Source organism: Micromonospora sp. ATCC 39149 (genome assembly GCF_000158815.1).
Classification (GTDB): Bacteria; Actinomycetota; Actinomycetes; order Mycobacteriales; family Micromonosporaceae; genus Micromonospora.
Window position 1 is genome coordinate 87,044 of sequence record NZ_GG657738.1, and the last position, 22,321, is coordinate 109,364.

A 22,321-nucleotide genomic window follows, 5' to 3' on the forward strand; every position below is an offset into this window, starting at 1 on the left:
CGCTTGAATCCCCCGATGAAGGAGTTCTTGTGAAGAGAAGGTTTACCCAGGCCCTGGCGATCGCCACCGGTATCGCGCTGGCCACCACCGGCTGCGGCAGCGGCGAGAAGTCCGCCACCACCGCCGACGGCAAGACGATCCTGACGGTGGCGCTGTGGAACTACGACACCACGCCGGAGTTCAAGGCCCTGGTCGAGGCGTACGAGGCGGAGCACAAGGATGTCGACGTGCAGCCGGTCGACATCCTGGCCGACGACTACCCGGAGAAGGTCACCACCATGCTGGCCGGCGGGGACAGCACCGACGTGATCACCATGAAGAACGTCATCGACTACGCCCGGTACGGCACCCGCGGGCAGCTGGCCTCCCTCAAGGAGGAGGTGGGCAAGCTCGACAAGAGCAAGTACCGCGGCCTGGACGCCTTCGACCTGGACGGCGACTACTTCGCCCTGCCCTACCGCCAGGACTTCTGGGTGCTCTACTACAACAAGAAGCTGCTGCAGAACTCCGGCGCCGACCTGACCAACCTCACCTGGCAGGAGTACGCCGACCTGGCCAAGAAGACCACCACGGGCAGCGGCGCGAACACCGTGTACGGGACCTACCAGCACACCTGGCGGTCGCTGGTACAGGCCATCGCGGCGGCGCAGACCGGCGGCGACCAGCTCGGTGGCGACTACAACTTCATGAAGCCGCAGTACGCCCTCGCGCTCGACCTGGAGAAGTCGGGGGCGACGCTGAAGTGGGCCACCGCCAGGACCCAGAAGGTCACCTACCACACGATGTTCTCCGAGGAGAAGGCGGCGATGCTGCCCATGGGCACCTGGTACGCCGCCCGACTCATCGACGAGAAGAAGGCTGGCAAGATCAAAGTCGACTGGGGTATGGCGCCGCTGCCGCAGGCCACCGAGGGCGCCTCGACCACCTTCGGCTCGCCGACGGCGTTCGCGGTGAACAAGAAGGCCCGCAACGCCGAGGCGGCGCGGAAGTTCGTCGCCTGGGCGTCGGGGGAGAAGGGCGCGGCGACCATCGCGAAGATCGGGGTCTTCCCGGCGTACACCGACGCGGCCATCACCGACCTGTACTTCGGCGTGGACGGGATGGCCAACGACGAGGTGGCGAAGAAGGCGTTCCAGCCGGGCGAGGTGAAGCTGGAGATGCCGGTGAGCGAGAAGTCCTCCGACGTCGACAGGATCCTCAACGAGGAGCACGAGCTGATCATGACCGGTGAGAAGTCCGTGGACGCCGGCATCGTTGAGATGGGCAAGCGGGTCAAGTCCGAGGTCGACTGAACGCCGGGTGCCCCGGGGGCCCATCGCCCCCGGGGCACCGTCCACCTCAGGGAAGGAGGAACGTCCGGGCCCCGGACGAGCACCCACCATGGTTTCCACCACCGCATCCGCGTCCGCCCCCCGGACGCGCAGCAGGCTCCGCCGGCGCAACACGCTGGCCGGCTGGAGTTTCATCCTGCCGAACTTCATCGGCTTCGCGGCCCTCACGCTGGTGCCCGTCGTCGCCTCGCTGGCCCTCGCCTTCATGAAGTGGAACTCCTACAGCACGCCCGAGTGGGTGGGCCTGGACAACTTCCGCCGCATGGTGGACAGCGAGAGCTTCTGGACCGCGCTGTACAACACCATCTACTACGCCGCCGGCCACGTGCCGCTCACGCTCGTCGCCGCCCTGGGCTTCGCCGTCCTGCTCAACCGCAAGCTGCGCGGGGTGCGGTTCTTCCGTACCGCACTGTTCTTCCCGTACATCACCTCGCTGGTGGCCGTGGCGGTGGTCTGGAACATGCTGTTCAGCCCCGACGCCGGCCCGGTGAACCAGTTCCTGCGCGCGGTCGGCGTCGACAGCCCACCCGGCTGGACGACCTCGACGACCTGGGCCATGCCCGCGCTGATCATCACCAGCGTCTGGCGGGACATGGGCTACTACATGGTGCTCTACCTGGCCGGGTTGCAGACCATCCCCGGTGAGTTGTACGAGGCCGCCAAGATGGACGGCGCCTCCCCCTGGCAGCGGTTCTGGCACATCACGCTGCCCTCGCTGCGCCCCACCACCTTCTTCGTCCTGATCATGCTGACCATCTCCAGCTTCAAGGTCTTCGACCTGGTCCAGGTGATGACCGAGGGTGGCCCGGGCCGCTCCACCCTCGTCCTCTCGCAGCTGATCTTCCGGGAGGGCATCGAGCAGGGTCGCTTCGGATACTCCTCCGCCATCGCGATGGTCCTGTTCGTGATCGTCCTGCTCATCACGGTGGTCCAGTTCCGGATCCAGCAGAGGAAGCAACGATGACCGCGACCGCCACCACACCGCAGCGCCGGGACGGCGCTCCCACCGGGGCCGCCCCCGGCCGCCCCCGGACGCCGCGCCGGCGGCCCAGCGCCGTGGCCGGCCGGATCGCCCTGCACGTCCTGCTCACCGTCCTCGGGCTCGCCGTCATGGTTCCGTTCCTGTGGATGGTGACCTCCTCGCTGAAGCTCGACTCCCAGGTCTTCACCATCCCTATCCAGTGGATTCCCGAGGAGTTCCACTGGGACAACTACACCCGCATCTGGGAACGCATCCCGCTGGTCACCTACCTGAAGAACTCGCTGTTCCTCAGCGTCGTCATCACGGCGTTGCAGGTGCTCACCGGCAGCTTCGCGGCGTACGGGTTCGCCAAGGTCCGCTTCCCCGGGCGGGACGCCCTCTTCGTGGCGTACATCGCCACCATCGCCGTGCCGTGGCAGGCATACATGGTGCCGCAGTACATCATCATGGAGCGGGCGGGCCTGGTGAACACCCACCTGTCGCTGATTCTCCTGCAGGCGTTCGGCGCGTTCGGGGTGTTCCTGATGCGGCAGTACTACCTCACCATCCCCGACGAGTTGTGCGAGGCCGCCCGGGTGGACGGCCTGAGCGAGTACGGCATCTGGGCGCGGATCGTGCTGCCGCTGTCCAAGCCGGCGCTGGCCAGCCTCGCCCTGTTGACCTTCGTCAACACCTGGAACGACTACATGGGTCCGTTCATCTACCTGACCAGCAACGACCTGTGGACGGTGCAGATCGGTCTGCGTTCGTTCGTGGGCGTCTACGACGCCGAGTACGCCATGATCATGACCGGCTCGGTGCTGTCGGTGCTGCCGATCCTGACCGTCTTCCTCATCGGGCAGCGCTACTTCGTCCAGGGCATCGCCACCAGCGGGCTGAAATGACCAGCACATGACCGCTCCCACCACCCCCCACCGGACGCTGTCGGCCCGGGTCAACGTCAGCGCGGACACCTGGACGACCGTCTGGTCGTTCGTCCACCGGGTGCTCGTGGTCAACCTGGGCCTGGCCGTCACCAACCTGCCGCTGCTCGTGGCGCTGGCCGTGGTCGCGCAGCCCTGGCGCTACCCGGTCTTCTTCGGGCTGCTGGCGATCATCGTCGGCCCGTCGCTGGCCGCCGCGTTCGGCTACCTTGCCCGGGCGGCGACGCCGGCCGACCAACCCCCCGTCCGCGAATTCGTCCGCGCCTATCGGCAGTTCTTCGTCCCCGCGCTCGCCCGCTGGACGGCCACGGTGGCGCTGCTCGCCATCCTCACCACCGACCTCGTCGTCCTGCACGATTCCCGGTACGGCGCACTGCTCGTCCCGCTGCTGGCCGTCATGGCGGTCCTCGTGCTCGCCGCGAGCCTGCAGGCGCTGGCACTGGCCGTGCTGGCTCCGCGTCTGGGTTTCGGGCCGGCCGTCCGGATCGCCGCGTACACCGCGGTGCGACGGGCCCCGCTCAGCCTGTTCAGTCTGGTTCTGCTGCTGGTGGCCGCGCTGTCTGTCAACCAGGCGCCGCTGTTGGGGCTGGCCACCGTACCGGGCTGCGCGCTGGTCGCGGTGTGGGCCAACAGCCGGGCCGCGCTGGCCCACCTCCTCCCCGACGATGAGCCGGATGGCCATCACCCACCCCGCGAGGAGAAACCATGACCGGACCCTCCACCCCGACCCGGCCGGCGGCCGTGCAAACCGCGACCGCCGACGGCGGGTACCCCCGCCAGCCCGCCCGCTGTCGGCTACGCCAGGCCGCGAATTGAGGGTTTGTGGGCAACTACCGGCCTGTTGAGCGGAAAAGTTTGTATCGTTGGTTCAACGATACGGTTGAGGCATGGTTGCTGGCATCGAAGACATCGCCCATCCCGTCGACGCCGCCACTGTCCTGAGCCTGCTTCCGGCTCGGCCGCGGCTGCTCGCCGTGGGCGAGCCCACCCACGGCGCGGACGTGCTGCTCGACGTGCGAAACCATCTCTTCCGGCAGCTCGTCGAACAGGCGCGCTACCGGACGATCACGATCGAGAGCGACTGCATGTCAGGACTGGTCGTGGACGACTACGTCGCCTCGGGCGAGGGCACCCTCGACGAGGTCATGGAACGTGGCTTCAGCCACGGGTTCGGCGCGTCCGAGGCCAACCGCGAGCTGGTGCGTTGGATGCGTGCGTACAACAAGGATCGGCCGGCGGCGCAGCGGCTGCGCTTCGCCGGGTTCGACGGACCGCTGGAGATCACCGGCGCCGCGAGCCCTCGGCAGTCCCTCACCGCCCTGCACGCCTACCTCGCCGCCCGGGTCGACGCCGAACTGCTTGCCCGCACCGCGCGGACACTCGACCACCTGCTCGGCGCCGACGACCGGTGGACCGATCCCGCCGCGATGATGGACCCCTCCCGGTCCGTGGGGCAGACCCCGGAGGCCGCGCAGCTACGGCTGCTCGCCGACGACCTGGTGGCACTGCTCGACGCGCAGACGCCGCACCTGATAGCGACGTCCTCGCTGGCGGACTGGGACCGCGCACGCCTGTACGGGCGCACCGCCATCGGGCTGCTGCGGTACCACTTCTGGATGGCCGACACGTCACCGGACCGGATGGCGCGGCTGCTGGGCCAACGGGCGTCGATGATGGCAGCCAACCTGCTCGCTCTCGCCGAACGCGGCCCGACACTGGTGTACGCCCACAACGCCCACCTACAGCGGGACAGGAGCACGATACGGATGGGCGGCCTGCCGGTGCAGTGGTGGAGCGCCGGCGCGATCGTCGGCGCGCAGCTGGGCGAGGCGTACGCCTTCCTGGCCACGGCCCTCGGCACGTACCACCACCACGGCGTGGGCACCCCACCCCCGGCCACCATCGAAGGACTCCTGTACGCGCTCCCGCAGGACCGGTACGTCGTCGACGCCCGCCGGCTGGCCTCGATCCTCGGCGACGTGCCGTCCGCCCGCGTGTCGCCGTGGTTCGGTTACTCTCCGCTGGACCCGGCCCAGGTGGCCCGCCACGACGCCATCGTGTTCGTCAAGGACGTTCCGCCGACCTGACCTGCGCACGCGGCCCCTCACCGGCCTGTCGGCGGTGGGTAGCGGCTACCGTGGAATGGGGGGTGGCCAGGTGAGCAGCAGGTGGGAGGCGGCAGCCGAGGCGCAGATCCGCGCCGCCCAGGAACGCGGCGAGTTCGACAACCTGCCGGGTATGGGCAAGCCGATCCCCGGCCGCGGCGTGCCCTACGACGAGTCGTGGTGGATCAGGAGCTACCTGGAGCGCGAGAAGCTGCCCAGCGAACTGCTGCTGCCCACCCCCCTGCTGCTGCGCCGCCGGATCGAGCGAATCCCCGACGAGGTGCGTGACCTGCCCACCGAGGCGTCCGTGCGGGCGTACGTGGCCGACCTCAACACGCAGGTGGTGGCCTGGCTGCGTAACCCGGTCGGTCCGCGGGTCTTGGTCCGCCCGGTCAACGCCGACGAGGTGGTCCGCCGGGGCTCCGCCCGCGACGCGGGCGACGCGCGGGAGCGCCCCGCCGCGCAGCCACCGCCCACCGGGCAGCGGCCCCGGCGCGCCTGGCGATGGCCGTGGCGACGCCGCTGACCCACGCCGTCCCCGTCCCACCGCACCGGCCCGCGCCACCTCCTGCGGTCAGGGCAGCGCGGCCTGCCACATCCAGTCGGTGGAGCGGACGCCGTGGACGGCGGCGTCGAGGTAGCCTGAAGGAAGTCGTATCACCACATAGCGGATTCGACGCTGTGGGCTTACATATCGAGCCGCCGCCGCAACTTGGTCGTCTCCCTGCTGCGGCCCAAGCAATCGAGGACATCGGCGAGGGTGCGGGATGCCGCCTGGAGGAGCGGTGTGAACGCATCCGGGATCTGTTCGGCGAGCCGCTGGTAGATGCCCACCGCTTCCTGCGCCGTGGCCAACGCGCCGGGCAGATCATGATTCAGCCCCAGACAGACCAGTGCGTACGACCACAGGGACCTCGCGAGGTCGGGTTCGTAGGCGGCGGGTTCGGCTTCGGCCAGTCGGCGGCGGATGGCCACGGCCTCCTCGGCTGGGGCCAGGGCCTCTTGCCGGCGCCCTGATTCCGACAGGAAGAGGCCGAGGTTACCTAGCGACGTTGCGAGGTCGGGTTCGTAGATGGCGGGTTCGGCTCCGGCCAGTCGGCGGCGGATGGCCACGGCCTCCTCGGTCGAAGCGAGGGCCTCCGGGTAGCGCCCCAGTTGTGACAGGCGGACGCCGAGGTTGCTCAACGCCGTTGCGAGGCCGGGTTGGTAGGCGGCGGGTTCGGCTTGGGTCAGCCGCCGGAAGACCTTGACGGCCTCCTCGCCCGGGGCCAGGGCCTCCTGGTGGCGCCCCAGATCCGCCAGCTGGATGCCGAGATTGTCCAGCGAGATTGCGAGGTCGGGTTGATGGGCGGCCGGGTTCGTCTCGGCGAGTCGGCGGCGGATGGCCACGGCCTCCTCGATCGGGGCGAGGGCCTCCTGGTGGCGCCCCAGATCCGCTAGGCGGGCGCTGAGGTTGTTCAGAGAGTGTGCGAGGTCGGGTTGATGGGCGGCCGGGTTCGTCTCGGCGAGTCGGCGGCGGATGGCCACGGCCTCCTCGATCGGGGCGAGGGCCTCCTGACGGCGCCCCAGATCCCACAGACAGCTACTGAGGATGGTCAGCGACGCGGCGAGGTCGGGTTGGTAGGCGGCCGGGTTCGTCTCGGCGAGTCGGCGGCGGATGGCCACGGCCTCCTCGATCGGGGCGAGGGCCTCCCGGTAGCGCCCCAGATCCCACAGACGGGCGCTGAGGTTGTTCAGCGACGCGGCGAGGTCGGGTTGGTAGGCGGCCGGGTTCGTCTCGGCGAGTCGGCGGCGGATGGCTGCGGCCTCTTCGGCCGGGGCCAGGGACTCCCGACCGCGGCCCAGCCCTACGAGAAAGACGCCGAGATTGCTCAGCGACGCGGCGAGACCGGGTTCGTGGGCGGCGGGGTCGGCTTCGGCCAGCCGGCGGCGGATCGCCACAGCCTCCTCGGCCGGAGCGAGCGCCTCCTGGCGACGTTCCAACATCCACAGACGCACGCCGAGGCTGGTCAGGGACGCTGCGAGGTCGGGTTCGTGGGCGGCGGGGTCGGCTTCGGCCAGCCGGCGGCGGATCGCCACAGCCTCCTCGGCCGGAGCGAGGGTCTCTTGGCGTTGTCCGGCGTTGTGAAGGCGGCCGGCGTGATCGGCGTGGAGTTGTGCTTTCCGTGCGGGGTCGGTGGTGGCGGCGAGACGAGTCTGGATGAGGGCGGTGGAGATGGCGGCGGCGGCGATGTCAAGGTTGACGTGCTGGTGGGGTGGTAGGAGTGCGTCGATGGCTTCCAGGACGCTGGGGTCGACGTTGGGGATGGTGGCCAGTCGGGTGATGGTGGTGCCACCAGCAGTGAGAGCGAGGTCGGGTCGCTGCCGCAGGAGGGGATAGAGCATGCCTGTCGCGATGTGGGGCCAGCGGTGGGCGGTTTCGGTCAGGACGGTGACTGCGGTGCTGGTCCACGGGGGTGGATCATCGGTCGTGGCGAGGAGGTTATGGGCGGCGGTGGTGACCCAGTCATCAGGTTCACGTCCGCCGTCGGTGGTGTGGGGGTGTCCTGGAGTTGTGAGGGCGATGAGGTCTTCGGCAAGCCGGTCGGGGCGCAGAGCTTCCAGGACCAGGCGGGGGTCCTCGGGTGGGTAGCAGTGGCGGTGGGCGTCGATGACCTCATCGGCGGCCTCGATGGTGGAGGCGAGCCCCACCCGGGCCAGGGCGGCGTGGGCGGTGGCGCGGGGGACGGCGTTGGTGACGGCGGCCAGGTAGGTGGTACGGCCCATCACCTCCGGTCGGATCCCGGGGACATCGGGCAGTCGGGGACCCTGGCTGCGTTGGTGGAGGGCGAGCCAGTAGGCCTCCTCCCGGTCCAGCAGGTACGCCGACAACGCATGCGGCGCAGTCGGGGCTCTCGCGCCGCGGCGGTGGGCGTCCACGGCCACCAGGGCGGCCATGTGGACCGCGAGGATCTGGGCGAACTCCTCCCCTGTCAGGGCGTCGGGTGGCCGCAGCCCCCTGGGGTCAGGCACGTCCATGGTCTGTGCGAAGCGGCTTCGGGCATCACGGAACAGATCGCCCCGGTCGACTTGGTCCCCCAACGGGGGCAGCTCCTGGGTGCTGGCCTCGATCCGCAGGTCGCTGGTGACGCGGGCGCGGACCGCGGGCCACCACGCGCGGGAGGAACGGGCCAGTAGCAATACCCGCATTGTCGCCCTTGCGCGTTGCGAGATGAAGGTCAGATGGGTGAGCAGGGCCAGCAGGTCCGACGGCGGCCACCGGTCGGCGTAGTCGACCACCACCAGCACCCGCCGCGATCCCGGCAGCTTCACCCGGCAGACCTGCCCCGGTGCCGGAGTCGGGGTGTGGATGACCCGCCAGGTCCCCCACCCCTGCCCGGCGTACCCTGCGGCCAGGTGCGCGGCCAGGCGGGTCTTGCCCTGCCCACCCCCGGCGAACACCAACCGGACCGATACCCCACCCGGCTCGCGCATCCACACGTGGAGGTTCGCCAGGTCAACCTCGCGGCCGGTGAAAGGCACTACCTGGTGCTGGGCCAGCAACAACCGGCTGGGCTGCTCCCGCGCTCGCTCCGGCGACAAGGGCTGACGGTTGAGAGGGAACTCCTCCACCCGGTATGGCGGCCGGTCGGTGGTGATCGTGACGTCCCCGCCAATGCCGAAAAGCTGAATGACGTCCCCGAAGACGACGCTGCCGATCACCGCCTGCCCCGGATCGACCCGTTGCCAACGGCGCCACAGCGGGCTCACGGGTCGACCTCGACGTCACCACCGACCTCACGCACCTGCCGCACCGGCCCCGCCACACCGGACCCTGCCACCGCCTGCCCGCCACCGCCTGCGGTGCCCCGGTCGGGTCCCGTCTGCCGAGGAGTCGGGGCATGCGGCCCGCGACGCCCCGGCTCCTTGGCGGGCGGGCCGATGCGGACGCTACCGGTCACTCCGGCCAGCTGCGTCACTCCGCCGGTTACATCGCAATCGGTCACCCACTGGCCAGATACCTGAGACACGCCCCGGCGGCTGAGCACGGCCCCGTACACGCTCACACCCAGGCCGACCAGCGTGGCGAACAGCCCGATCGCGCTGCCGAGCCGGTTGCCGTCGTCCAGCCCGGCTACGACGAAGTACACCCCGAGGGCCGCCAGGGCGAGCCCTCCGGCAGCCACCGCCCACCCTGCGATGCGTCCCCGCTTGCTCACGGAACCATGATTGGCGATGGCGGTATGTCGCGTAGCGCCCGGACCGGGCGTAGTCAGGTACCCGACACTCGGGAGAAAACGTGATCATGTCGGGGTGATAAGGGCCAACCGGCGGGTCATGTCGAGGTGGACCTCCCGTAGGGGGCGACGTGGGTCCAGAACAGCGGGGTGAGGCCGCGCCGGCCCTCGGGGGTGAGCGCGCCGGCCCAAGCGGGGTCGGCGAGCACGTCTTGGAGCAAGAGGGTGCTGACGTAGACCAGTCCTGCACGCCAAGGGCCGCCACTTCCGCACCCTCGACGGCATCGTGCTCGGCGCCACCGACGACATGTGCGGCGAACTGATCTTCGCCGTATCTAGGAAACGGCCCTCGAGGAACGTCGGAACGGAAACTGGCGCACCGGGCGGCGACGGTAGACAACTCCCGGCTGCAACGCTTGGACGAGAACAGCAGCGCTGCGGATCTGCTCGGGCTGGCCAACGACGCGGAGGTGGCCGACCTGATCGCGATGCGGGACCTGGCCCGTAAGCGGCTGATCCCCAAAGACATCGACCACCATACCGGTGCCCGGAGCGGACGGGAGCACCCCGGATCGCGACGGCGGACGCCGAGTGTGTCATCCGGAACACCGGGCGGCCGGGACCCGCCGGCCACGAGTTCCGTCAGGGCGTGGCCGCGGCTCCGTAACTGCTGTTCACCCCCGGGCCCGCGCCGCGTTCACGCCGGCTTGTCGGTCGACGCGGGTCGAGCGAGGATGTGCTGGCCCGCCTTGACGACCTGGTCGTACTCGGCGCGCCGGGCGTCGTAGGCAGGCTCCAGGTACGTCACCGAGTCGGTGCCGACCGGCAGCCGCAGCGGTGGCGACTCCATCTGGCCGAGCCGCCAGACCACGTCGGCGAAGAGTTCGGGAGAGTTGATCTCCGCCTTGGTGTTCATGCCCCGAACCGCGGCCAGCATGCCGTCACCGACCGGGGCGTAGTCCGCGATCCGGCGCTGCGGCATGACAAGGTTGGCGCTGTAATCGGTGGCGAAACCGCCCGGTTGCAGGATGGTGACCTTCACCCCGAGATGCCCGGCCTCGGCGGCCAGCGACTCGGCCGCCCCCTCCACCGCGAACTTGCTCGCGGTGTACGCGGCAAGCCCCGGGAAGGGCACCACGCCGGCGACCGAGCTGACGAAGACCGCGTGCCCGCGACGCTGCGCCCGCCACAACGGCAGGACCGCCTGAGTGAGCCGCCAGGGCCCGAACACGTTGGTGTCGAACTGCGCGGCGAGTTCCGCGTCGGAAACCTCCTCGAAGGTGCCGAACTGTCCGTAAGCCGCGTTGTTGACCAGGACGTCAACGCCGCCGAAGGCGTCCACCGCCCGCCCGATCGCCGCCGCGCACTGCGCCGCATCCCGTACGTCCAGGGCGGCGGCCACCACGTTGCCCGGATGCCGTGCCACCAGACCGTCGAGGGTCTCGGGCCGCCGGGCGGTCGCCACCACCTGCTCCCCCTCGGCGGCGAGCCGGGCCGCGAGGGCGCGGCCGAGTCCACTCGAACACCCCGTGACCAGCCAACGCTTCGTCATCGCCCTCGGTCTCCATCCATTGGTTCACCTGCCGACCGCAGAGTGTCAGAACCGGCGGAGCAGCTGAAGGGGCATCGGCTGTCGCCAATCAGATTCGTCGGGTATACGGCGCGCACCGCCGCGTGACATTTCGGGCCCGCTCACCAGCGCGCCATCTGTTCGATCCGCCGTCCGTCGGTGGCTCGATGCGCTCCCCCCGGAGCTCGGCCAGCAGCTCCTGCCGGGCCAGGAACACCACCGCGTCGTCATGCAGCTCGCAGCGGCCGCGCGGAAACCGGCCTTGCCAGGTGTAGAACTTCAGCCACGCCGGCTGTTCGTCGCGGCGGTTGGAAGTGATGTCGCCGCCCTTGCCGAAGAAGATGGCGCTGTCGGCCCGGTTCGACGGCTCTTGCCGGCATCCCGAGCAGGCCGCCGCACGCGGCGGCGACCGCCAGCGCCTCGGCCGGCGACGCGGTGGGGGAGACCACCAGGTCGCACATCAGGTAGCCGTCCGCACGCCGCCCAGCCAACTGCCCCGCACAGGCGAGCAGGTCATGCGCGACGTGCGCCACCGTGGTCCAGCAGCTCCACTCCAGCGTCCCCGCCGCACCTATTAACGGATTGTCGGTAACAGCAATCCATTAATAGATGTGCCCAAACCGGGCAAAACGTCGCTACATCATAATGACAGTTATGTGCGCGGCGGCCGGGTGTGGCCGGCACCGGGAGAAGGACCCGGTGTCCTGGCGCAGTGCACCTGATGTGGCGCAGTGAAGTTGACGCCTCGGCTCGGTGGATCTGATGCGGGCTCAGTGAAAGTGATGTCGTAGCGTCACCAGGGTGGGTCTGCTGATGGTGCTTCCTGACCGCGGAAACCGGCGTCGGGCAACACCACCAGGGCGACTTCCCCGAGGACATCCATGAAGCCGTCGCAGGCGTCCTACGCCCAGGCCCCGCCCTCCGCGCTTCACCAGGGGAAATACAACGGACCGTCAACCCGCGCTACCGCTGGTATGGCCTGGCCGCGTTACCGCAAGTTTGCGCCATCGCCCAATGGATCATGGACCGGATCGAGGCCATCCGGGATCACAATATGCTGCTGCGCTGGCACCAGCCGCCGGAGCAATACGGACAAAGCGCCGGCCTTCCGCACCCGCGACGCTGTCCTCAATGCCGCGCACCGGGACTTGCCTCACCTACAGGAGTAGAGAAGACGGCCGACTATGCCAATCAAGTTACGGCACCGCAGGTCAGGAGCGTGGTCTGCCTCCGACGACCGATGATGCGCAGCCATCCCTGCCGACATGACACCCGTGATCATCGCCAGAAAAGGATGAGTTTTGACCTCAACTCTGTCAACGCCGCCCGCCATTCCCGCCGGCGCACTCGCCAACAGTCAACAACCGGTTCTGCTCGCCGCCGGCGGCCTGCTGTTGCGCCCCTGGGAAGCGGCGGACGCTGCAGTATTCTTCGCCGCCTATCGCGACCCCGACATCCAGCACTGGCACACTCGTCAACCCACATCTGAAGACCAGGTACGTGAGTGGTTCGAACTGTATCGTCGGGCCTGGGAAGAGGAGACAGGCGCAAGTTGGGCGGTGACCCGCGACGGCGGTGAGGTGCTGGGGCGCATCGCGCTGGGCGGAATGAATCTTAATGACGGTGTCGCTGGATGCGCATATTGGGTGCTCCCGGCCGCCCGCGGAGCAGGTGTGGCCCCCCGCGCACTGACGGCACTGAGCGTCTGGGCACTCGGCGAGGCTGGTTTCCACCGTCTGCACCTGGACCACTCGACCCGCAACAACAGCTCCTGCCGCGTCGCCGTCAAGGCCGGGTTCCGCCTGGAGGGCACCAAACGCAGCGACGCCATCCACTCCGACGGCCGGCACGACATGCACCTTCACGCCCGCATCCGGGGCGACGAGTGATCGCCCGATCAAGGCGACTACCGCAGCTGCTCGCCAGCCCCTGGCGGACGGCCGGACAGCAACCTGGCGCTGACGCGGGTTCGACCCGCCACGGGTGAGCCGAGCCCGCCGCCGCGTCAGCACAGGCGCATCCGGTGGAAGACACCCCGAACTCTGTCACGTCGACGTCTTACGGGCCCACCTGAGCCGTTCATGACAAGAAGTTCGCGTCGCCGTTGCGACATCAAAGACGCTGTTTGGCGACCGAGTGGGGCCGGTCCCCGGTGGCGCTGGTCACAGAACGGCCCGCCGGTCCGCTGGCCGCGGCGCTTCTGTCACGTTTCTGTCAGCGTGCTCGAAGGGTGGTGCCAGCCGAAAAAGCGCGGGCCCTTGCCGTGTGAAGGGTTCAGTATTGCGTCTTGCGCGCATCGCCCCGGATGCGCTCCCGCATCGCTTGCGGGACCCAACACACAGAAAGTGAAGCGATGGGCATCAACGTCAGATGGTCCGTCCTGCGGGCCGGTGCCGCCGTCACTCTTGCCGCGGCGCTCGGTGTCGGCTCGGCGCACGCACATGCGCAGGATGGAACCGAGTCGGGGATCAACCACGCTCTCCCGCTGGCGGACGCCGCCACCGAACTGATCACCAACCTTGATCTGATCGGGTGGCCGGACGAGAGCGCCTACAACTTCTACAGCGACACCGGGGCCACCACCACGATCGTCTTCGGCACCCCCGGGGTAGGGACGTCCTACCGCAACGAGACGCAGTGCGCCACGTTCGTGCGCCGGCTGATGACCCATTCGTCCTCGTGGGCAACCGACTCGTACTTCACCACCGAGTTCGCCTCGAAGTTCCCCAACAGCGCGAAGTTCTTCGACGCGTTCGCGGCCGACCGGGACGGCACGAACGACGTGCCGAAGATGCGCGGGTTCGACCTGTCGTTCCTGATCTACATGACGCTGCAGCCAGGCGACATCATGGCGATCAAGTACGTGGGCGCGACCACGGGCGGCAGCGGCCACATGGCCATCATCGGCCCCGGTTCACGCCTGATCAGCGACAGCCACCCCGACTACAAGGAGTGGGCGATCCGGGTCATGGACAGCACCGACAGTCCGCACGGCGATCCGGCCGATCAGCGAGGCTTCGGTGACACCCGGTTCTACGACCACCCCACCGACGGGTGGCAGGAGGCCGACGGTGCCGGCATGGGCTGGATGTTCATCCGCACCAGCAAGGCCACCGGCCGCATCATCGCTCACAAGTGGAGCGTGATCGGCAATGACTGGCACGACATGACGACCCGCCCGGTCATCTTCGGTCGTATCGACCCTTACGCGTGATCCGCCTTGCGCCGCCCCGATGGCGTTGTCACGCCGACCGCCATCGGGGCGGCAACCACATCGATCCGATGTGCCCTCCCGGCGGTGCCGCGCTGCTCGACGTCGCCGTGTCGCTGCCGAGCAACGTCCTGGCCGGGTTCACGGTCGGCGCTGGCGGCGGCACCGACAGCCACGTGGTGGCGGCACGGCAACCGCTCCGTGGCCAGCGTCTACCGCATCCTCGCCGCCAGCGACGGCGCGCCAACCTGGCCCCCTCGGGCGCCACTGGATTCAAGATCACCTCGCCGAGGGCATCCGCAGCTACTCACAGTCACTTTGGCTACTGTGGGGCTCGTTGTGCGGACCCGAGCGGAGGGCCGGGTGCCGCAACCGATTGGTGGCAGGTCCATCGGTGTGTGCCTGCTGACACTGAACGCGCCGCCTCGTCGGGCTTCCGGGGGACATGAATGCCTGATAGGCGTAAGGGATGCATACCCATATTGACCGTTACTCCATCCGGCCGGGGCTCGCCTCGGACGCCGCTGACCTCGCTTGTCTACAAGCAGCTGTCCAGCTTCAGGCAGCGACCGGCGGGCAACCGCATCCCGGAATCGGAGCTTGGGTCGAAGACCTGCTCGACGGGCATTCGTCAGTGGTGCCGGACGACTTCCTCGTCGCCGAGGACTCGGCCACCGGCCGCCCGGTGGCCAACCTCGTCGAACTCCGGCAGGAATGGAGCCTGGCGGGCGTACATCTGCCGGTTGCCCAGATCGAACTGGTCGGCACTGCGCCGGAACATCGCGGAAACCGGCTCACCGAACGGCTGTTCGCCGCGCTGCAGCAGCGGCACGCAACCTGCCTGCCCCGGGCAGCATCAGCGGCACGGTTTCTCCGGCGGCATGGCGGTGCGCCCCGCCACGGTCGCCGACGCGGACGTTCTTGCCGACTTCGACCGGCGCCTCACCGACTGCAACACCCTGAGCTGTCCGCGCGATGCGGCAGTGTGGCGCTATGAGATTGCCGGGCGCCGACCAGCAGATATCGCCCGCTTGCCTGGAGCGCATCGCGCCCGTCACGCCGCAGGCGCGGTTGCGGGCGGTCTGTCGTGAGCGTCTATCGGTCAGGGTGTCGCGTCTGTCGCGCCGAGTAGTACGCATTGATCGAAATTCATGCAGCCGCACTCCAGACAGTCCGCTACTGCCTGCCGCAGGGCCTGGATCTGTGCGATGTGTCGGTCGAGTTCGGGCAACTTACGCGTGGCCATGTCCCGCCACTGGCGGGTAGCGGATGGTGTGGTGTCGTCGGTCAGCAGTTGTGTGATCTCGGCGAGGGTGAACCCGGCCCGCTGTGCCATCTTGATCAGGGCGACCCGGCGGAGGGTGGTCGCGGGCCACACTCGGCGTCCGCCCTCGCGGCGCGTGCCGGGCAGCAGACCGCGCTCCTCCCAGTAGCGCAGTGCTGAAGCGCGCACCCGGGCTTTGTTCGCGATCTCACCGATGGGCAGATATCGCATGCCCGCCCCTTTCCGGGTCCGGCTTGACTTCAAGCGTGCTTGAAGGACGACTGTGACCTGCATGTTCTCAGCAGCACCGGGGCGGTTGATGCCCGGCCCCTACCGCTCCCTGTTCGCCGACCGCGCCTTTCGGCGGCTGATGCCGGTCTTCGCGTTGTCCGACCTGGGCGACGGCATGACCGTCGTCGCCGTCGCGTGGCTCGCGCTCGCGCTGGCGCCCGACGGCGGCCAAGGTGCGCTGGCTGGCGTCGCTGTCGCCGCCTACGTCCTGCCCGGCGCCCTGGGCGCACTGGTCCTGGGCCGATGGATGCGGCGGCTTCCCGCGCAGCGGCTCCTGGTCACTGACTCCGCGCTACGGGCCGTGCTGCTGGGGGCGGTCCCGATCGCGCACGTGGCGGGAGTGCTCACCCCGGCCGTGTACGTCGGGCTGCTGGGTGCCTCCTCGCTGCTGCACGCCTGGGGCAAGGCCGGCAAGCATGCCCTGTTCGCTCCTCTGCTTTCCGACGACCTGCGTCTGGCGGCGAACAGCGTGCTCAGCACCAGTCTGTGGAGCGCGATGATCGCTGGCCCAGCTCTCGCGGGTTTGCTCGTGGGAGTGGTGTCCCCGGTATGGATCATCGGCTTGGACGCTGCCACGTTCGCCGTGCTCGCCTTTCAGACCGGCCGCATCGCCCTGCCGTGTCCACCGGATTCAGGGCCGGTGACCAGCGGCACACGGCAGGGGCTGAGTATTCTGCGGCGTCAGCCGGAACTCCTCGGCCTGCTCGTCGTCACCTGGGTGTTCAACCTCGCCTTCGGTCCCGTCGAAGTCGCCCTTCCCTTGTTCGTCTCCGACAACCTCGATGCCGGCGCAGGGCTGCTCGGTGCCTATTGGGGCGCCTTCGGAATCGGAGCCGTCATCGGCGCTCTGGCGCTAGGCGCGGCTAGACGGCTTCCCCTGTGGCCAGCCATGCTGGGCATCATCACGGGTCACGGCGTCGGAATGCTTCCCTTCGCCGTCACGCACACCCCCTTCCCTTCCCTGATCGGCTTCGTTTTCGCCGGTCTCGTCTACGGCCCCTACTCCGCGCTCTCCTTCACCGTGATCCAGGACCGCGCGCCCGCCGACTCGCTCACTACGGTTCTGGCTGCACGCAGCGCCGTGCTCTTGACGGCCTCACCCCTTGGAGCGGCGCTCGGAGGCTTTCTCCTCGACCGGACCAGTGCCCCCGCCATCCTCGTCGGATGCGGCGTGTTGATGATCCTTATCGTTCCCGCCAGCACCGTCGCATTGAAGCTCCGCGGAAATCACCGACGCCGGCATCAGCCCCCATGTCCCGGCCGACCGCCCAGTAGGCCGCGTCCGCAGGTGCCTGGGCGGAAGCCGGCATGAACGCTGTGACCACCGCTGTCGGCAGCGAGGTAGAGCCGTGGGGCATGACTTGATCGTGGCCTTGGTTCGGGCGAACAAGCCACGCCTCAGGGGGCTGACAAGTAGAGATTGGCATTGAGTCATTAAGTACGACGGCCCACCGGCGAGGTCGCCCCAGTCGATCGGTCCGGCGGGGTTGATCGCGAACACGGTGGCGGCGAAGCGGTAGGTGCGGGCCAGCCGCTTCGGCGTGACGCCGATGAGTTCCTTGAACCGCTGTGCCAGATGAGTGCTGCTGACACCGGCTGCCACGCTCAGGTCGCCAATGGCCACCGCCCCGCTGGTCGCCGCGATGACGCTGCTCGTATGGCGGACCAGCCCCAGGCCGGCGGTCTCGCACAGCCGTCGCATTAGCTCCTCCTCGAGCAGCGTCAGCATTTCGTGCGGTCCGTCCGCCGTGGCCAGCCGGTCTCGCAGCTCAGCAATGGCGGGCCGGCCCCAAACCTGCTCTACCGTCACCGGCCGGTCACACAGCTCGGCTGCGGGCATCGGCAGCAACGGCGCCAGCCCCCACGGCTTGAAGTGCATGCCGACGGACCGGGTCCGGAGCGGGTAGCCGAACTCCAACGCGCGGGTGGGCATGGTGACCACGCAGCCGTCGGCGTACTCGGCCGTTTCGATGTCGGTGCCGGCGCGGATGCAAAACGGCGCCCCGAGGTTGACGATGAGCACCGCCGCCGGCATCGGCGGCAGCGTCAGCCGGGCGTACGGCGACGCACCCTCCAGGTAGTAAAGGTCGTCGATCAGCCCGTCCAGCGGCGGTCGCGGCACTCTGGACACGTACTCCACGCCCACAGCATCGTCGACGCCCCGCCGGCATCGCGCGCCGGGATGGTCCAGCCGCGCTGCCGCCGGCATCGAGCCGGCGCCGATTATGGCTGTCCAGGGTAGGACCGTCTTTGGTCTAGGTCATGGTTGATCAGGCTCGGAATGGTTCTGGACCGGTCGTATTTGAAGGGGCTGGTGGTGGCCGCAGCTTATAAGGGAGAAACCATGGCGAGTAGTCCACGTGATGTCGTCGAGCAAGTCCGGCGGATGGTGGCTGGTGAAGGAGTGGTCTTCGCCGACCTGTTCGCCGAGGACGGCGTCAATCGAACATTACGGGCGCTCGATGGTCACCGGCGAGGCATATCGGTTCCAGGCGCTGGGCATCATCCGGGTCCGCGACGGCGAGATCGTGTCGTACCAGGACTACATGGACCCGATCGCCGCCGCTCGGCTGCTGGGCCGCACGGCCGATCTTGCAGCCGCGCTGACCAACGCGTAACGCAGGCTTGCGGCAAGCCCTGTGTGACGATTCACTCCAGGCGTGGATCCGGTATCGCGGCGGCTACTGCATTCGCGGCTCACGGGCTTTCGCCGATCAGACCGGCATCGGAGCGGGGGCAGAGTGAGCGCCATGCGGCGTACCGGGATCGCGACGTGGCATGATGCTGCCATCGCGGCCGTGGTGCTCGCTCTCACCGTCGCCACCGCGGTGGCCAACCGGGAGGGCGCCAGCCGCCCGCTCGTTCCGTGGGGCTGGACGCTGATCCTGGTCGGTGCGGCCGCGCTGCTCTGGCGGCAACGGTTCCCGGTGCCCGTGTTGCTGGTCACGGCCGGCGCGGCCTTGCTCTACTACCCGCTGGGTTTTCCCGATTCGTCGATCGGGCTGTCCCTGGTCGTCGCGCACTACACGGTGGCCCGCGCACGCGGTTGGCCGATCGCAGCCGGCGCAGCCGCCGTGTTGACGGTGGCGTTCTCCACGCTGGCCCAAGACGGCGTCGCGGATCACCTGCAGGCGGCGGCGCCGGTCGGAGCGATCCTGCTGCTGGCGGTCGTGCTGGGCGAGGTGACACGCAGCCGGGCCCAGCAGGTGGCGCAGGCCCACGAGCGGGCCGCCCTGGCGGAGGCGAGCCGCGAGAGCCTGGCGGCGCAGCGCGCCGCCGAGGAACGCTTGCGGATCGCCCGCGAGCTGCACGACGTGCTGGCGCATCAGATTTCGCTGATCAACGTGCAGGCCGGTGCCGCGCTGCACAATCGCGAGCCGGAGGTGGCTTTCCAGGCGCTCGCCGCGATTCGTACGGCGAGCAAGGATGCGCTGCGCGAGGTGCGGGCGGTGCTCGGGGTGCTGCGCCAGGTGGACGCCGCCGACCCGGTGCAGTCGGCACCGTCCCTGGCTCGGCTGGCTGAGCTGCTGCAACGTACCGAGGCGGCCGGCCTGCCGGTGCGCGCAACGGTCGCGGTCGAGCCGTCGCAGCTGCCGGCCGCCGTCGACCTGATCGCGTACCGGATCGTGCAGGAGGCCCTGACCAACGCCGTGCGGCACGCCGCCGCGTCCGCCGCCGTTGTGCAGATTCGGCGCGACGGCGATGACGTGATCGTCACCGTGGACGACGACGGCGCGGGGCCGGCCAACATTCAGGCGTTGCGGCAGGGCACCGGCCTGCGCGGCATGGCCGAGCGGGTGGTCGCGGTAGGCGGTCAGGTCCAGGCCGCGCCGCGGCCGGGCGGCGGTTTTCGGGTACGCGCACGCCTGCCGATCGGTCCCGAACAGGAGCACCCGCGATGATCTCCATAGTCCTCGCCGACGATCAGACCCTGGTACGCGCGGGTTTCCGCTCGATCGTGTCCGGCGAACCGGACATGGCCGTGGTGGGTGAGGCGGCCGACGGCTCCGCGGCGGTACGGCTGGCCCGCGAGCTGCGCCCCGACGTGATCCTGATGGACATCCGGATGCCCGTGACCGATGGGCTCGCGGCGACCCGGGAGATCTGCGCCGACGACTCGCTCGCCGCCGTGAAGGTGATCATCCTGACCACGTACGAGTCGGACGACCACGTATACGGGGCGATCCGCGCCGGTGCCAGCGGCTTCCTGCTCAAGGACGCCGAGCCGGTCGACCTGATCCGTGGAGTACGGGTGGTCGCCGCCGGGGACGCCCTGCTCGCCCCGTCGGTCACCCGGCGGCTGATCAGCGAGGTCGCGGCACGCCGCACCCCGCCTCCGGCACCGGATCTGGCCTCGCTGACCAACCGCGAGGTCGAGATCATGGACCTGGTGGCGCAGGGGCTGTCGAACGAGGAGATCGCCGGCCGGCTGGAGATCAGCCACGCGACGACCAAGACCCACGTCAGCCGGATCCTCACCAAGCTCGGCCTGCGCGATCGGGCACAGCTGGTGGTCTGGGCGTACGAATCGGGCCGGACGATTCCCGGCTGGCTGGCCTGAACGTACCTCCGCGGCGGCATTCGCGGCCGCCGCGAATACCTCTTGAGATGTACGCCGGACCTCTTTTGACCAGGTGGAACCCGCAGCCCGTTTTGCGGGAGAACAACGGATTCCGGAACGCCGCACCCGAGTCACGATGAATGCGTGAAGCGACGAAGCGTGTTCTCCCTGGCCGCCCTCTCCGGACTGAGTGCCGCAATCGGCGCGTGTTCCTCCGACGCCACGCGCACCCCGCCGAAGGACGCCTCCGGTTTCACCCACCGGCTTCGGATCCCGCCACTCGCCCGGCCCGAGGTCGGCGCAGACGGGGCCAAGCGGTTCACGCTGACCCTGCAGGCCGGTGGCCGAAGCGAGTTCCTGCCTGGCAAGCCCACCGACACGTGGGGCATCAACGGCGCCTACCTCGGTCCGACGGTACGCGCCGCCCGAGGCGACCGGGTCCGGATGGCCGTGACCAACCGGCTGCCCGAGGCCACCACCCTGCACTGGCACGGGATGCGGCTGCCGGCGCGGATGGACGGCGGGCCGCACCAGATGATCGAGCCGGGCACCACCTGGACGCCGGAGTGGACGATCGAGCAGCCCGCCACCACCGCGTGGTTCCATCCGCATCCGCACGAGAGAACCGCCCAGCACGTCTACCGCGGGCTGGCCGGCTTGTTCCTCGTCGATGACCCGGAAGGCCCGCGGCTGCCCGGCGAGTACGGGGTCGACGACGTGCCCTTGATCGTCCAGGACACGGTGCTCGACGACGACGGTGCGCTCTCCGGCCGGGTCGACGGGGGCACGTTCGGGCTGCTCGGCGACACCATTCTGATCAACGGCACCTATCAGCCGGTCTTCCAGGCGCGTACCGAACTGGTTCGGTTCCGGCTGCTCAACGCCTCCAACGCCCGCGTCTACCGGATCGGCTTCGCCGACCAGCGGCAGTTTCACGTGATCGGCACCGACGCGGGTGCCCTGCAGCGGCCCGTTCCGGTCGACCGCGTCAAGATCAGCCCGGGGGAGCGCGCCGAGATCGTGGTCCGGTTCACCGCCGGCGAGACGACCGTTATGGACAGCCGCGGCGAGCCGGAAAAAGAGGCCAACGACATCGAGGAGGGCGACTTCGCGCTGCTGAGGATCGTGGCCGTGGCCGCGCCGGCCGCCTCGCCTGCGCTACCCGCCACGCTCGGCGGCTCGCCACCCGAGGTCTTGCCGCCCGGCATCCGGGTGCGCCGATTCCAACTCTCCGGCTCGGAGATCAACGACAAAGACATGGACATGACCCGGATCGACGAGGTGGTACCGGCCGGCGCCCTGGAAATCTGGGAGATCGACAACACCACGTACGCGCACAATTTCCACATCCACGAGGTGGCGTTCCACGTCCTCGACGTCAACGGGCAGCCGCCGCCGGCCTACCAGGCGGGGCCGAAGGACACCGTTTTCGTGCCCAAGAAGGCCAAGGTACGCCTGGCGGTGCGGTTCGGCCGGCACACCGATCCGCTGACGCCATACATGTACCACTGCCACCTGCTGCGCCACGAGGACAAAGGCATGATGGGTCAGTTCGTCGTCGTCAAACCTGGCACCGAGCAGCAGGTGGCGCGCACGCTGCGCGTCGGCCATCACCACCACGACTAGCGGCAACGCCGTTTGTGCGTTCAGCGAAGGCGTTCGGACAGTGATGACGCGCCTGGTTGGCGCCGTGGTCACATCAGCGGTGGCGGGCGCCAGTCGGCGTAACGGGCCATCGAGCGCAGAGCCAGGCGCGGCGGCGTGAGCCGCATGATGGTATTGCGGATCGCTACCGCGATCGGGTTTTCCAGTTGCTGGCCGAAGCGGCCGATCGCGCGGGACGCCTTAGCCACTCGCTGGCTTCGC

The 22,321-nt window shown here is 69.1% G+C and carries 18 protein-coding genes and 2 pseudogenes; 14 read left to right on the plus strand and 6 right to left on the minus strand.

All coding sequences use genetic code 11. From position 1 onward, the window contains the following. The first annotated feature begins 29 nt into the window (after positions 1–29). The 6 genes from MCAG_RS00350 to MCAG_RS00375 all read left to right on the plus strand — a co-directional run bounded on the left by MCAG_RS00350 (position 30) and on the right by MCAG_RS00375 (position 5,867). Complete coding sequence (locus MCAG_RS00350; protein WP_007071018.1) at positions 30–1,292, plus strand: ABC transporter substrate-binding protein; 1,263 nt, start codon at positions 30–32, stop codon at positions 1,290–1,292. 88 nt (positions 1,293–1,380) lie between these two features. After that, on the plus strand, positions 1,381–2,295 hold the full coding sequence (locus tag MCAG_RS00355; RefSeq protein ID WP_007071019.1) for a carbohydrate ABC transporter permease: 915 nt from the start codon (positions 1,381–1,383) through the stop codon (positions 2,293–2,295). After that, entirely contained in the window at positions 2,292–3,197 is a 906-nt protein-coding gene (locus MCAG_RS00360) for a carbohydrate ABC transporter permease (protein ID WP_007071020.1), read from the plus strand. Before MCAG_RS00355 ends, MCAG_RS00360 begins: the two co-directional genes overlap by 4 nt. Before the next feature lie 7 nt (positions 3,198–3,204). Next, positions 3,205–3,945 (plus strand): DUF624 domain-containing protein, encoded by a 741-nt coding sequence (locus MCAG_RS00365; RefSeq protein WP_007071021.1) that lies wholly within the window; start codon positions 3,205–3,207, stop codon positions 3,943–3,945. A 178-nt stretch (positions 3,946–4,123) separates the two neighbouring features. Then, entirely contained in the window at positions 4,124–5,323 is a 1,200-nt protein-coding gene (locus tag MCAG_RS00370) for an erythromycin esterase family protein (protein ID WP_007071022.1), read from the plus strand. 70 nt (positions 5,324–5,393) lie between these two features. Continuing rightward, complete coding sequence (locus MCAG_RS00375) at positions 5,394–5,867, plus strand: DnaJ family domain-containing protein (RefSeq protein ID WP_036371709.1); 474 nt, start codon at positions 5,394–5,396, stop codon at positions 5,865–5,867. Between the two features lie 161 nt (positions 5,868–6,028). Here MCAG_RS00375 and MCAG_RS35525 read toward each other — a convergent pair whose 3' ends face one another. The 3 genes from MCAG_RS35525 to MCAG_RS00390 all read right to left on the minus strand — a co-directional run bounded on the left by MCAG_RS35525 (position 6,029) and on the right by MCAG_RS00390 (position 11,110). Next, complete coding sequence (locus tag MCAG_RS35525) at positions 6,029–8,629, minus strand: tetratricopeptide repeat protein (RefSeq protein ID WP_255348969.1); 2,601 nt, start codon at positions 8,627–8,629, stop codon at positions 6,029–6,031. 458 nt (positions 8,630–9,087) lie between these two features. Beyond that, on the minus strand, positions 9,088–9,540 hold the full coding sequence (locus MCAG_RS00385; protein WP_007071025.1) for a hypothetical protein: 453 nt from the start codon (positions 9,538–9,540) through the stop codon (positions 9,088–9,090). A 715-nt stretch (positions 9,541–10,255) separates the two neighbouring features. After that, on the minus strand, positions 10,256–11,110 hold the full coding sequence (locus MCAG_RS00390) for an SDR family oxidoreductase (RefSeq protein WP_007071026.1): 855 nt from the start codon (positions 11,108–11,110) through the stop codon (positions 10,256–10,258). A 1,319-nt stretch (positions 11,111–12,429) separates the two neighbouring features. Between MCAG_RS00390 and MCAG_RS00395 the strand changes: the two genes are divergently transcribed. The 3 genes and pseudogenes from MCAG_RS00395 to MCAG_RS30105 form a co-directional block, all read left to right on the plus strand. Beyond that, the gene (locus tag MCAG_RS00395; RefSeq protein ID WP_007071027.1) at positions 12,430–13,017 is read left to right on the plus strand and encodes a GNAT family N-acetyltransferase; all 588 of its coding nucleotides are present in this window, start codon (positions 12,430–12,432) and stop codon (positions 13,015–13,017) included. A gap of 464 nt (positions 13,018–13,481) precedes the next feature. Beyond that, complete coding sequence (locus MCAG_RS00400) at positions 13,482–14,342, plus strand: hypothetical protein (RefSeq protein WP_036371717.1); 861 nt, start codon at positions 13,482–13,484, stop codon at positions 14,340–14,342. Positions 14,343–14,808: 466 nt separating this feature from the next. Further along, positions 14,809–15,370, plus strand: a pseudogene (locus MCAG_RS30105) (GNAT family N-acetyltransferase); the annotation flags it as partial. Positions 15,371–15,441: 71 nt separating this feature from the next. Here the strand turns inward: MCAG_RS30105 and MCAG_RS00410 are convergent. Further along, positions 15,442–15,834, minus strand: a complete 393-nt coding sequence (locus MCAG_RS00410) for a MerR family transcriptional regulator (protein ID WP_036375834.1) — start codon at positions 15,832–15,834, stop codon at positions 15,442–15,444. Positions 15,835–15,895: 61 nt separating this feature from the next. Between MCAG_RS00410 and MCAG_RS00415 the strand changes: the two genes are divergently transcribed. Next, positions 15,896–17,206, plus strand: coding sequence for an MFS transporter (locus MCAG_RS00415; protein ID WP_036375836.1), 1,311 nt, complete (start codon positions 15,896–15,898; stop codon positions 17,204–17,206). Between the two features lie 558 nt (positions 17,207–17,764). Here MCAG_RS00415 and MCAG_RS35985 read toward each other — a convergent pair. After that, a pseudogene (locus MCAG_RS35985) lies at positions 17,765–18,103 on the minus strand (hypothetical protein); the annotation flags it as partial. 154 nt (positions 18,104–18,257) lie between these two features. Here MCAG_RS35985 and MCAG_RS30115 point away from each other — a divergent pair. The 4 genes from MCAG_RS30115 (at position 18,258) to MCAG_RS00435 (ending at position 22,081) form a co-directional block, all read left to right on the plus strand. Beyond that, positions 18,258–18,512 carry a nuclear transport factor 2 family protein gene (locus MCAG_RS30115; RefSeq protein WP_007071032.1) on the plus strand — a complete coding sequence of 85 codons (255 nt, stop codon included), beginning with the start codon at positions 18,258–18,260 and terminating at the stop codon, positions 18,510–18,512. A gap of 315 nt (positions 18,513–18,827) precedes the next feature. Further along, positions 18,828–19,796, plus strand: coding sequence for a sensor histidine kinase (locus MCAG_RS00425; protein WP_157547770.1), 969 nt, complete (start codon positions 18,828–18,830; stop codon positions 19,794–19,796). After that, on the plus strand, positions 19,793–20,455 hold the full coding sequence (locus MCAG_RS00430) for a response regulator transcription factor (RefSeq protein WP_007071034.1): 663 nt from the start codon (positions 19,793–19,795) through the stop codon (positions 20,453–20,455). Before MCAG_RS00425 ends, MCAG_RS00430 begins: the two co-directional genes overlap by 4 nt. A gap of 144 nt (positions 20,456–20,599) precedes the next feature. Beyond that, complete coding sequence (locus MCAG_RS00435; RefSeq protein WP_157547772.1) at positions 20,600–22,081, plus strand: multicopper oxidase family protein; 1,482 nt, start codon at positions 20,600–20,602, stop codon at positions 22,079–22,081. Positions 22,082–22,149: 68 nt separating this feature from the next. On the opposite strand, the gene MCAG_RS34175 is transcribed toward MCAG_RS00435, so the two are convergent. Beyond that, the gene (locus MCAG_RS34175) at positions 22,150–22,308 is read right to left on the minus strand and encodes a hypothetical protein (protein ID WP_232290023.1); all 159 of its coding nucleotides are present in this window, start codon (positions 22,306–22,308) and stop codon (positions 22,150–22,152) included. Positions 22,309–22,321: the final 13 nt, after the last annotated feature.